6 protein-coding genes, 3 rRNA genes and 1 pseudogene (1 of these 10 running past the window's edge) are annotated in these 11,816 nt (G+C 66.3%); 4 read left to right on the forward strand and 6 right to left on the reverse strand.

Annotation, left to right across the window (positions count from 1 at the left end):
- The first annotated feature begins 53 nt into the window (after nucleotides 1-53).
- From E5671_RS13530 to E5671_RS13540, 3 genes are read left to right on the forward strand one after another with little or no spacing between them, the layout of a single operon-like run.
- Nucleotides 54-1,094 carry an ABC transporter substrate-binding protein gene (locus E5671_RS13530; protein ID WP_160504216.1) on the forward strand — a complete coding sequence of 347 codons (1,041 nt, stop codon included), beginning with the start codon at nucleotides 54-56 and terminating at the stop codon, nucleotides 1,092-1,094.
- Between the two features lie 53 nt (nucleotides 1,095-1,147).
- Nucleotides 1,148-2,140 (forward strand): ABC transporter substrate-binding protein, encoded by a 993-nt coding sequence (locus E5671_RS13535; protein ID WP_160504217.1) that lies wholly within the window; start codon nucleotides 1,148-1,150, stop codon nucleotides 2,138-2,140.
- Complete coding sequence (locus tag E5671_RS13540) at nucleotides 2,140-2,973, forward strand: siderophore-interacting protein (protein WP_160504218.1); 834 nt, start codon at nucleotides 2,140-2,142, stop codon at nucleotides 2,971-2,973. Before E5671_RS13535 ends, E5671_RS13540 begins: the two co-directional genes overlap by 1 nt.
- Nucleotides 2,974-3,458: 485 nt before the next feature.
- Here the strand turns inward: E5671_RS13540 and E5671_RS13545 are convergent, their stop codons facing one another.
- Nucleotides 3,459-4,487 (reverse strand): HAD hydrolase-like protein, encoded by a 1,029-nt coding sequence (locus E5671_RS13545; protein WP_160504219.1) that lies wholly within the window; start codon nucleotides 4,485-4,487, stop codon nucleotides 3,459-3,461.
- A 72-nt stretch (nucleotides 4,488-4,559) separates the two neighbouring features.
- Between E5671_RS13545 and E5671_RS13550 the strand changes: the two genes are divergently transcribed.
- Nucleotides 4,560-5,837, forward strand: coding sequence for a DUF1015 domain-containing protein (locus E5671_RS13550; RefSeq protein WP_160504220.1), 1,278 nt, complete (start codon nucleotides 4,560-4,562; stop codon nucleotides 5,835-5,837).
- Between the two features lie 73 nt (nucleotides 5,838-5,910).
- Here the strand turns inward: E5671_RS13550 and E5671_RS13555 are convergent, their stop codons facing one another.
- The 5 genes and pseudogenes from E5671_RS13555 to E5671_RS13570 form a co-directional block, all read right to left on the reverse strand.
- Nucleotides 5,911-6,735, reverse strand: a complete 825-nt coding sequence (locus tag E5671_RS13555) for a hypothetical protein (RefSeq protein ID WP_336606050.1) — start codon at nucleotides 6,733-6,735, stop codon at nucleotides 5,911-5,913.
- A gap of 60 nt (nucleotides 6,736-6,795) precedes the next feature.
- Nucleotides 6,796-7,812, reverse strand: a pseudogene (locus tag E5671_RS46245) (hypothetical protein); the annotation flags it as partial.
- Between the two features lie 303 nt (nucleotides 7,813-8,115).
- A 5S ribosomal RNA gene (gene rrf / locus E5671_RS13560) occupies nucleotides 8,116-8,232 on the reverse strand.
- Nucleotides 8,233-8,370: 138 nt separating this feature from the next.
- A 23S ribosomal RNA gene (locus E5671_RS13565) occupies nucleotides 8,371-11,494 on the reverse strand.
- 316 nt (nucleotides 11,495-11,810) lie between these two features.
- A 16S ribosomal RNA gene (locus E5671_RS13570) occupies nucleotides 11,811-11,816 on the reverse strand (it continues 1,520 nt past the right edge of the window).
- Together the 16S, 23S and 5S rRNA genes form the textbook arrangement of a ribosomal RNA operon.

Here is an 11,816-nt window from a genome sequence, read left to right on the forward strand (position 1 = left end):
CAGGTTAGGTTAGCCTACCCTCGCACTGGACTTCGACGAGAGAAGCACGACCTATGCATGCCCGCCGCCCGATACCTGCCGGTCTGACCCGTCGTGGTGTCCTCGGTGCAGGCGGCGCCCTCGGCCTCGGCGGACTCCTGACAGCATGCGGCGGCAGCGACGGCGGCGCAAAATCGCCGGGCGGCGGCACGGGCTGGAGCTTCAAGGACGACCGGGGAACCACCGCGAAGGCCGCGAAACGCCCGCGCCGCATCGTCGCCTACATCGGCGCCGCCGCCGCGCTGCACGACTTCGGCGTCGAGTGCACCGGCGTCTTCGGCCCGACGAAGCTGAAGAACGGCGAACCCGACGTACAGGCAGCGGATGTCGATGTCGACAAGGTGACCATCATCGGCAACGCCTGGGGCGAGTTCAGCGTCGAGAAGTACGCGAAGCTCCGCCCCGAGCTCCTCGTCAGCACCATGAACGAGTCACCGAGGCTCTGGTACGTCCCCGACGACTCCGCCAAGAAGATCACCCCGCTCGCGCCCAGCGTCGGCATCCTCACCGGCAAGACGTCTCTGACGAAGGTGATCGGCCGCTTCGCCGAGCTCGCCGAATCCCTCGGCGCCGACCTCGCGGCGGAGAAGGTCACCGCCGCGAAGAAGCGCTTCGAGGCGGCCTCGGAAACCCTCCGCAGGTCCGCGAGGGCGGCGAAGTCCCGGGGCGGCATCAAGGTCATGGCGGTGGCGGCGCAGGCCGACATGCTCTACGTGGGCGACCCTGCCGACTTCACCGACCTCCGCCACTACGCGGACCTCGGCATCGAGTTCGTCACCCCGACGAAGACCGCCGAGGGCGGCTTCTTCCAGGAGCTCGGCTGGGAGAACGCCGACACGTACGAAGCCGATCTGATCCTCGTCGACAAACGGACCGGCAACCTCCAGCCCGGCGAGCTCAAGAAGTCCAAGCCGACCTGGGCGAAACTCCCCGCGGTCAAGGCGGACCAGGTCATCTCCTGGTCCAACGAAGCTCAGTTCAGCCACGCCGGCTACGCGCCGCTCATCGAGCAGCTCGCGGCAGCCGTCGACAAGTCGAGGAAGGCGGCAGCCTGATGCCCACCACCCACCGCCCCCTTGCCGGCAGAGGCTTGTCTGCCCCTGGAGGCATGTCACGCCGCGGCCTGCTCGCCTCCGGCGGGGCCCTCGGCCTCGGCGCCCTGCTCACCGCCTGCGGGAGCGAGAAGAAGTCGGAGAAGGACTTGGGCTCCAAGCCCTGGAGCTTCAAGGACGACCGCGGCAAGACCGCCGAGGTGAACCACACCCCGAAGAACATCGTCGCCTACATCAGCACGGCGGCGGCCCTGCACGACTACGGCGTCACCTGCACCGGAGTCTTCGGCCCCTCCAAGCCGGTGGACGGCAAGCCCAACCCCCAGGCGGGCGATCTCGATGTCGACAAACTGACGAGCCTGGGCGAGTCCTTCAACCAGTTCAGCATCGAGAAGTACGCGGCGCTCAAGCCCGACCTCCTGATCAGCAACATGTTCCCGCCGCCCGCTCTCTGGTTCGTGCCCGCGGACAGCACCAAGAAGATCGAGGCGCTCGCGCCCACGGTCGGCATCAAGGGCGCCCGCGTCTCGCTGCTCGAACCGCTCAAGCGCTACACCGAGCTCGCCGAGGCGCTCGGCGGGGACCTCGGGACGGAGAAGGTGCGCGCCGCCAAGGCCCGCTTCGACAAGGCCGAGCGCCGACTGCGCGAGGCGGCCAAGGCCAACCGCGGCCTGAAGGTCCTCGCGATGACCGGTGACGCCGACCAGTTCTACGTCGCCGTGCCGGACTCCTACTGCGACCTCAACTACTTCAAGGACCTCGGCGTCGAGTTCGTCGAGGGCAAGAAGAGCGACGAATGGGGCTTCTGGGAGTTCCTCAGCTGGGAGAACGCCGACAAATACCACGCGGATCTCATCATGATGGACAACCGGTCCAGCGCGCTGCCGCCCAAGGAGCTCGCGAAGAAACCCACCTGGGAGCTGCTCCCCGCCGTCAAGGCCGACCAGACCGTGCCCTGGTCCATGGAGGAGCGCTACAGCTACGCCGGTTTCGCCCCTGTGCTCGAACAACTCGCCGCCGCCATCGAGAAGTCGAAGAGGCTCACCTGATGACTGACTCCCCGTACCACTTCTTCGACGTCCACGTGCTGCGCACGGAGTACGTCACCCCCTCCATGATCCGCGTAGCCCTCGGCGGCGACGGCCTGGCCCGGATGGCCTCGGCGGGCCGTGACCAGCGCATCAAGATCTTCCTCCCGCACCCGGGCCAGGACGCCCCCGTCATGCCGGACACGACGGAAGGCGACGCATCCAGCTGGTACGCCGACTGGTGCGCCCTCGACCCGGACGTGCGGGGCATCATGCGCACCTACACCACGCGTGAACTGCGCCGCGATCCCGACGAGTTGATCGTCGACTTCGCGGTCCACGGCGCGGCTCCCTCGCCCCACGACGGCCCGGCCACCAGCTGGGCGCGGTCCGCCCGTCCCGGCGCGCGGATCGGCGTACTCGCCCCGATCGAGGAGGAGAACGGCGCCTACGACTTCAGGCCGCCGCAGGACACCGACTGGGTCCTGCTGACCGCCGACGAGTCGGCGCTCCCCGCGGTGGCGGCCATCCTGGAGACGCTCCCGCCTGCGACGCCGACCCGCGTCTGGATCGAGGTCCACGACCCCGCGGACAAGCAGGAGCTGCCCACGAAGGCCGACGCCCAGATCACCTGGCTCACGGAGGAGGGCGCGACGCCGTCGGCGATCCGTGCCGCCGAGCTGCCTTCGGGCACTTCGTACGCCTGGGTCACCGGCGAGTCCGCCACGGTCAAGACGGTCCGCCGCCACCTGGTCGGCGACCGCGGCTTCGACCGCAAGCGGATCTCGTTCTCGGGCTACTGGCGCAAGGGCACCACCACGGACGAACTGATAGACCGCAACGAAACGGCCTGACCCACCCCGCCCCGAAACGGCGCCGGAACACTTGAAGCCCCGACCACCCCTGGCCGGGGCTTCGCCGCGGGGCGGACACTCCTCGCGGGCAGGCTGGGCCTACGCCCACAAGCCAAAGCACCCGAGCCTCGCGGACTCCCCGAGGCCGGCCCGCGCCCCCTCCCAAGCCCAAGCAGCCGAGCCCGGCGGGTCAGAGGACAGCGCCCGGCGCGGCAGAGGACAGCGCCCGGCGGGGCAGAGGGCAGCGCGGCAGCGGGCAGAGGGCAGAGGGCAGCGGCTGGCGGGCCAGCGGCCAGCGCGGCAGCGGGCAGCGCCCAGCGGGGCAACGCCCGGAGGTCGGCGGCCAGCGGCCAGCGGGGCAACGCCCGGAGGTCGGCGGCCAGCGGCCAGCGGGGCAACGCCCGGAGGGGCAACGCCCGACGGTCAGCGGCCAGCGGCCACCGCCAGGCGCCCAGCAGGCCAACAGCCGCCGCCCCGCAGTCGAGCTACACCCCCAGCCGCGACAACGCCTTCCCCGTGTCCAGCGTGCACACCCCGTCCCCCGCCTCCGTCCACGCCGCCGCGCACAGCGCCCGCAGCCCGTCCATGACCTCGCCGTCACCGTCGAGCACCAGCTCCTGCCCCCGCGCCGAAGCCGTCCACCCACCGCAGCCGAAGCCGCCCTCCGCCGGGGTCACTTCGGGCTGGCCGGTCAGCATGCCGCGCAGGTCCGCGTCCACGTACGTGGGCCGGTGCTCGGGCGGGGCCGCGAGCAGCTGGGCGCCGTCCGTGACCCCGGTCAGGACCAGCAGCGAGTCCACCTCGCCGTTGAACGCGCCCTCGATGTCCGTGTCGAGCCGATCCCCCACGACCAACGGCCGCTCGGCACCGGTCCGCAGAATCGTCTCGCGATGCATCGGAGGCAACGGCTTGCCCGCCACCTGCGGCTCCGCCCCAGTAGCGATGCGTACGACCTCGACCGCCGCGCCATTGCCCGGCGCGATGCCCCGCGCACTGGGAATCGTCAGGTCCGTGTTGGAAGCGAACCACGGCACCCCGCGCGCGATCGCGTAACAGGCCTCGGCGAACCGGCCCCACGCCATATCGGGGCCGCCGTACCCCTGCACGACCGCCACCGGCCCGTCGTCCGCCGACTCCACCGGCTCAAGGCCCCGCTCCCGCAGCGCGACCCGCAGCCCTTCCCCACCAACAACCAGCACCCGCGCCCCCGCGGGCACTTGCTCGCTCACAAGCCGCGCCGCCGCCTGCGCGGACGTGATGACGTCCGCGGCCCCGGTCGGAATGCCGAGCTCCGTCAGATGCCCGGCCACCGCGTCCGGCGTACGCAGCGCGTTGTTCGTCACATACGCGAGATGCATGCCGCCGGACCTGGCCGTCCCGAGCGACTCGACGGCGTGGGCGATCGCATGACCGCCCGCGTACACCACCCCGTCCAGGTCGAGCAGCGCCGTGTCATACGCCTCACTCAGCACATTCCGGCTGCCTTCGGGCCGCGTCCTGACGGTCTGGCTCATTACGCATCGCTCCTCGATCGATCCCACTCCCCCGATCATCGCTTATGCCACTGACACACATACGATGCAGCAATGAACACAGCGGGTCATACCGACGACCAAGGCCTCGACCTGATCCCGTTCCGAGGCGTTCGCTACGTCCCCGAACGGGTTGGCAGTCTTGCCGCCGTGACGTCCCCGCCGTACGACGTGGTCGTACGGCCCGACGGCCTGCTCCACCTGGAGTCCGCCGACCCGCACAACATCGTCCGGCTGATCCTCCCCCAGGCCACCACACCGGCGGCCCGCAACCAACAGGCGGCCGAGACCCTGCACGCCTGGCTCGCCCAAGGCATCCTCGCGCCCGACCCGGAGCCCAGCCTCTACGTCTACGAGCAGCGCGACGCCGGCATCCTGCAGCGCGGCATCATCGGCGCACTGCGCCTCTCCGAGGCGAAGGACGGCATCGTCCTGCCCCACGAAGGCGTCATGCCCCACGTCGTGGAGGACCGCGCGGCCCTGATGCGCGCGACGAGCGCCAACCTCGAACCGCTGCTCCTGACGTACCGCTCGGACGGCGACGCCACGGGCGCGACAGCCGTCATCGAACGCACCGTGACGAACAAGCCTCTCCTGTCGACGACCACGGAGGACGGCTTCAGCCACCGCCTGTGGGCGGTCACCGACCCCGCCGACCTCGCCGAGATCCAGTCAGATCTCTCCCACCACCAGGCGCTGATCGCGGACGGGCACCACCGCTGGGCGACCAATCTCCGTCTCCGCTCCGAGCACCCGTCAGCCGGTCCATGGGACTACGGCCTGGTCCTCCTGGTGGACACCACGCGCTACCCGCTCCGAGTCCGCTCCATCCACCGCTACCTGCACCGGCTCCCGGTCTCCGAAGCCCTCACCGCCCTCACGGACTCCTTCCGCGTACGCACCGTCGAAGGCCCCCTGCCGCGCGCTCTCGAAGCCCTGGCCGAAGCGGCGGCCGAAGGCAACGCCTTCCTCCTCGCGGGTGACGGCGCCTTCCACCTCATAGACCGCCCATCCCCCGACCTCCTGGCCCGTACGATCCCGGCCGACCCCCCTGAGGCCTGGCGCACCCTGGACGCGACGGTCCTGCACTCCACGCTCCTCGATCACATCTGGCAGATCCCGGACGCCCCGGAGCACATCGCGTACATCCACGACACCGAGGCCACGGTGGAGAAGGCGGAACGCGACGGCGGTACGGCCGTCCTGATGCACCCGGTCCGCGAAGAGGTCGTACGCGAGCTGGCCCGCCAGGGGGTCACGATGCCCCGCAAGTCCACGTCCTTCGGCCCCAAGCCGGCATCGGGCCTGGTCCTGCGCAGCCTCGACTTCTGAAGCGCGCACACATACGACAACGGGCGGGACCCCTGATGGGATCCCGCCCGTTGTCGTACTACCAGGTCAGTGCTCAGCCCTTGCGGTCCTCGTCACCGTCACCGTCATCGCCACCGTCATCGTCATCGTCCAGCTCGAAGTCGTCCTCGTCGTAGAACTCTTCCACGCCCTCGTCCTCGTCCTGGTCTTCCTGGACCGGGGCGACAAAGACGACCTCGGGCTCCGAGACCGGCGCCGCCTCTGCGACGGGCGTCTCCGCATCGTCCTGGAGCACGTCGACGAACTCGACGCCGTCCAGCTCGGCGAGACGGTCCGAGGCGTCGGTGCTGCCGTCCTTGTCGGACTCGATGACCTTCGCGAACCACTCGCGCGACTCGTCCTCACGCCCCGCCGCGAGCAGCGCGTCGGCGTACGCGTACCGCAGCCGCGCGGTCCACGGCTGAACGGAGTTCGACGCCAGCTCGGGGCCCTGGAGGGTGACGATGGCGGCATCGATCTGCCCCAGGTCACGCCGCGCACCGGCGGCGACGAGACGCATCTCGACCTGCCCCGGCTTGTCCAGCTTCTGCACCTCGGGCGCACCGGCCATGTCCAGCGCCTTCTCGGGCCGGCCCATACCGCGCTCGCAGTCCGCCATGACGGGCCAGAGCTCGACGCTCCCGGTCATCCGCTTGGCGGCCCGGAACTCACCGAGGGCCTCGCTGTACTTCTGGGTCGCGTACGCGGCGAAGCCCGCCGCCTCGCGTACAGCGGCGACACGCGAGGCGAGCCGCAGCGCGATCCGCGAGTACTCGTAGGCCTGCTCGGGGTCCTCGTCGATGAGGTTGGCGACCATCACCAGGTTCCTGGCGACGTCCTCAGCGAGTCCCTTGGGAAGGCTCTGCAGCTCCTGCTGCACGCTCTTGTCGATCTCGTGGCCCGTTACGTCCTCGGGGATCGGAAGCCGCTTGATGGGCTCGCGGTCCCGGTCGTCACGCCCGCGGTATCCACCACGGTCGCCGTCACGCCGGTCATCGCGCCCACGGAACCCGCCGGGCCGCCCGCCACGGTCATCGCGCCGCGGCCCACGGTCCTCACGCCCACGGAAGCCGCCACCGCCGCCACCACGGTTGTCATCGCGACGGAAGCCACCACGGTCACCTCCGCGATCGCCACCACGGTCACTGCCACGGTCATCACGGCGGAACCCACCGCGGTCGCCGCCGCGGTCATCCCGACGGTCGTCACGGCGGAACCCACCACGATCGCCTCCGCCACGGTTGTCATCACGGCGGTCATCACGCTGGAAAGCGGGACGGTCGCCACCACGGGGCCGGTCATCACGGCGATCGTCACGGCGGAAACCGCCACGGTCGCCGCCACCACCGCGGTTGTCGTCACGACGGAAACCGCCACGGTCACCACCGCGGTCGTCACGCCGGTCATCCCGGCGGTCATCACGACGGAACGGGGGACGACCCCCATCGCGCCGGTCGTCACGGCGCGGGGCGCCGGAGGTCGAGCGGTCGTCACGGCGGAATGCGGGACGGTCGCCATCGCGCCGGTCGTCACGGCGCGCGGCGCCAGACGTCGAGCGGTCGTCACGGCGGAATGCGGGACGGTCGCCGTCACGCCGGTCGTCACGGCGCGGGGCGCCAGACGTCGAGCGGTCATCGCGACGGAACGGAGGACGCCCACCGCCTTCACGGTCATCGCGACCGCGGTAGCCGCCACCGCCGCCGCGGTTGTCATCGCGACGGAAGCCGCCACGGTCACCGCCGCGGTCGTCACGCCGGTCATCCCGGCGGTCATCGCGTCGGAACGGGAGTCGGTCTCCGCCGCCACCACGGTTGTCGTCGCGGCGGGGGCCGCCAGAGGTCGAACGGTCGTCGCGACGGAATCCGCCCCGGTCACCGCCGCCACCACGGTTGTCGTCACGGCGGAAGCCACCGCGCTCGCCACCACGGTCATCGCGACGAGGGGCACCCCGGTCACGGTCGTCGCGGCGGGGGCCGCCAGAGGTGGAGCGGTCGTCGCGACGGAACGGAGGGCGCCCGCCGCCACTGCGGTCGCCGTCGCGACGCGGTGCGCCGCCACGGTATCCGCCCCGGTCGCCACCGTCCCGGCTGCGCTGCCCGCGCTCCGGTCGCTCATCGGGAGAGTTGGTGGACATCGGTGACTCCTAGTCTTCGGTACCGCAGTCATTCTCGCGCAGCCGGGTAGCCGGCGCGCTTCGACAAAACAAAAAAGGACCCTTGGTCCCAGCGTGGACGCTGGGACCAAGGGTCCTCCAAAGATTGTTCGGCGGCGTCCTACTCTCCCACAGGGTCCCCCCTGCAGTACCATCGGCGCTATGAGGCTTAGCTTCCGGGTTCGGAATGTAACCGGGCGTTTCCCTCATGCTATGACCACCGAAACCCTATGAAATATCCCGCCGCAAAGCGGGATCTCAAACAGGGCAGCGAACAAGCACACTCTTCAATTAAGTGGTGTAGCCGTTCAGCCGACACAACTGTTCGTTGTTTCAGAACTAACACAGTGGACGCGAGCAACTGAGGACAAGCCCTCGGCCTATTAGTACCAGTCACCTCCACCCGTTACCGGGCTTCCAGATCTGGCCTATCAACCCAGTCGTCTACTGGGAGCCTTAACCCCTCAAAGGGGGTGGGAATACTCATCTCGAAGCAGGCTTCCCGCTTAGATGCTTTCAGCGGTTATCCTTTCCGAACGTAGCCAACCAGCCATGCCCTTGGCAGGACAACTGGCACACCAGAGGTTCGTCCGTCCCGGTCCTCTCGTACTAGGGACAGCCCTTCTCAATATTCCTACGCGCACAGCGGATAGGGACCGAACTGTCTCACGACGTTCTAAACCCAGCTCGCGTACCGCTTTAATGGGCGAACAGCCCAACCCTTGGGACCGACTCCAGCCCCAGGATGCGACGAGCCGACATCGAGGTGCCAAACCATCCCGTCGATATGGACTCTTGGGGAAGATCAGCCTGTTATCCCCGGGGTACCTTTTATCCGTTGAGCGACGGCGCTTCCACAAGCCACCGCCGGATCACTAGTCCCGACTTTCGTCCCTGCTCGACCCGTCGGTCTCACAGTCAAGCTCCCTTGTGCACTTACACTCAACACCTGATTACCAACCAGGCTGAGGGAACCTTTGGGCGCCTCCGTTACTCTTTGGGAGGCAACCGCCCCAGTTAAACTACCCATCAGACACTGTCCCTGATCCGGATCACGGACCCAGGTTAGACATCCAGCACGACCAGAGTGGTATTTCAACGTTGACTCCACGAACACTGGCGTGCCCGCTTCAAAGTCTCCCACCTATCCTACACAAGCCGAACCGAACACCAATATCAAACTGTAGTAAAGGTCCCGGGGTCTTTCCGTCCTGCTGCGCGAAACGAGCATCTTTACTCGTAGTGCAATTTCACCGGGCCTATGGTTGAGACAGTCGAGAAGTCGTTACGCCATTCGTGCAGGTCGGAACTTACCCGACAAGGAATTTCGCTACCTTAGGATGGTTATAGTTACCACCGCCGTTTACTGGCGCTTAAGTTCTCAGCTTCGCACGCCCGAAAGCGCACTAACCGGTCCCCTTAACGTTCCAGCACCGGGCAGGCGTCAGTCCGTATACATCGCCTTACGGCTTCGCACGGACCTGTGTTTTTAGTAAACAGTCGCTTCTCGCTGGTCTCTGCGGCCACCCCCAGCTCAGAGTGCAAGACTCATCACCGGTGATGGCCCCCCTTCTCCCGAAGTTACGGGGGCATTTTGCCGAGTTCCTTAACCATAGTTCACCCGAACGCCTCGGTATTCTCTACCTGACCACCTGAGTCGGTTTAGGGTACGGGCCGCCATGAAACTCGCTAGAGGCTTTTCTCGACAGCATAGGATCATCCACTTCACCACAATCGGCTCGGCATCAGGTCTCACCCACATGTCATCCGGATTTACCTAGATGACGGGCTACACCCTTACCCCGGGACAACCACCGCCCGGGCTGGACTACCTTCCTGCGTCACCCCATCACTCACCTACTACCATCTTGGGTCGGCGGCTCCACCACTTCCCTTTGCCCGAAGGCTCCAGGACGGCTTCACGGCCTTAGCATTAATGGGCTCGATGTTTGACGCTTCACAGCGGGTACCGGAATATCAACCGGTTATCCATCGACTACGCCTGTCGGCCTCGCCTTAGGTCCCGACTTACCCTGGGCAGATCAGCTTGACCCAGGAACCCTTAGTCAATCGGCGCACACGTTTCTCACGTATGTATCGCTACTCATGCCTGCATTCTCACTCGTGAACCGTCCACCACTAGCTTCCGCTGCAGCTTCACCCGGCACACGACGCTCCCCTACCCATCCCAGCAGGCGTTGGCCCTATATGCTGGAATGACACGACTTCGGCGGTACGCTTGAGCCCCGCTACATTGTCGGCGCGGAATCACTTGACCAGTGAGCTATTACGCACTCTTTCAAGGGTGGCTGCTTCTAAGCCAACCTCCTGGTTGTCTCTGCGACTCCACATCCTTTCCCACTTAGCGTACGCTTAGGGGCCTTAGTCGATGCTCTGGGCTGTTTCCCTCTCGACCATGGAGCTTATCCCCCACAGTCTCACTGCCGTGCTCTCACTTACCGGCATTCGGAGTTTGGCTAAGGTCAGTAACCCGGTAGGGCCCATCGCCTATCCAGTGCTCTACCTCCGGCAAGAAACACACGACGCTGCACCTAAATGCATTTCGGGGAGAACCAGCTATCACGGAGTTTGATTGGCCTTTCACCCCTAACCACAGGTCATCCCCCAGGTTTTCAACCCTGGTGGGTTCGGTCCTCCACGACCTCTTACAGCCGCTTCAACCTGCCCATGGCTAGATCACTCCGCTTCGGGTCTTGAGCGCGCTACTATATCGCCCTATTCGGACTCGCTTTCGCTACGGCTTCCCCACACGGGTTAACCTCGCAACGCACCGCAAACTCGCAGGCTCATTCTTCAAAAGGCACGCAGTCACGACGCATTGAGTAAACTCAATGCGCGACGCTCCCACGGCTTGTAGGCACACGGTTTCAGGTACTATTTCACTCCGCTCCCGCGGTACTTTTCACCATTCCCTCACGGTACTATCCGCTATCGGTCACCAGGGAATATTTAGGCTTAACGGGTGGTCCCGCCAGATTCACACGGGATTTCTCGGGCCCCGTGCTACTTGGGTGTCTCTCAAACGAGCCGTTGATGTTTCGACTACGGGGGTCTTACCCTCTACGCCGGACCTTTCGCATGTCCTTCGCCTACATCAACGGTTTCTGACTCGTCTCACAGCCGGCAGACTGTGAAAGAGAGATCCCACAACCCCGCACACGCAACCCCTGCCGGGTCTCACACGTATACGGTTTGGCCTCATCCGGTTTCGCTCGCCACTACTCCCGGAATCACGGTTGTTTTCTCTTCCTGCGGGTACTGAGATGTTTCACTTCCCCGCGTTCCCTCCACACTGCCTATGTGTTCAGCAGCGGGTGACAGCCCATGACGACTGCCGGGTTTCCCCATTCGGAAACCCCCGGATCAAAGCCTGGTTGACGACTCCCCGGGGACTATCGTGGCCTCCCACGTCCTTCATCGGTTCCTGGTGCCAAGGCATCCACCGTGCGCCCTTAAAAACTTGGCCACAGATGCTCACGTCCACTGTGCAGTTCTCAAACAACGACCAACCACCCGCCACCCCACTGGAAACCAGCGAGTACACCGGGGTCGGCACTTGAAGGCAGCCATACGGCCATACCTTCAGATACCCAACAGCGTGCCCGGCCCAGTCATCCCACCCATTCCGCGTTCCACGCCCCGAAGGACAGTACTTGCGGCCCGAGTTGGCCAACTGTGCCGAATAGTCAACGTTCCACCCATGAGCTAACCATCGTCGAACATTTGCCGACGTAATGGCTCTTGGACCACCAAGCAAGCTTGGCGGTCTAGATGCTCCTTAGAAAGGA

It is taken from the genome of Streptomyces sp. BA2, assembly GCF_009769735.1.
Classification (GTDB): domain Bacteria; phylum Actinomycetota; class Actinomycetes; order Streptomycetales; family Streptomycetaceae; genus Streptomyces.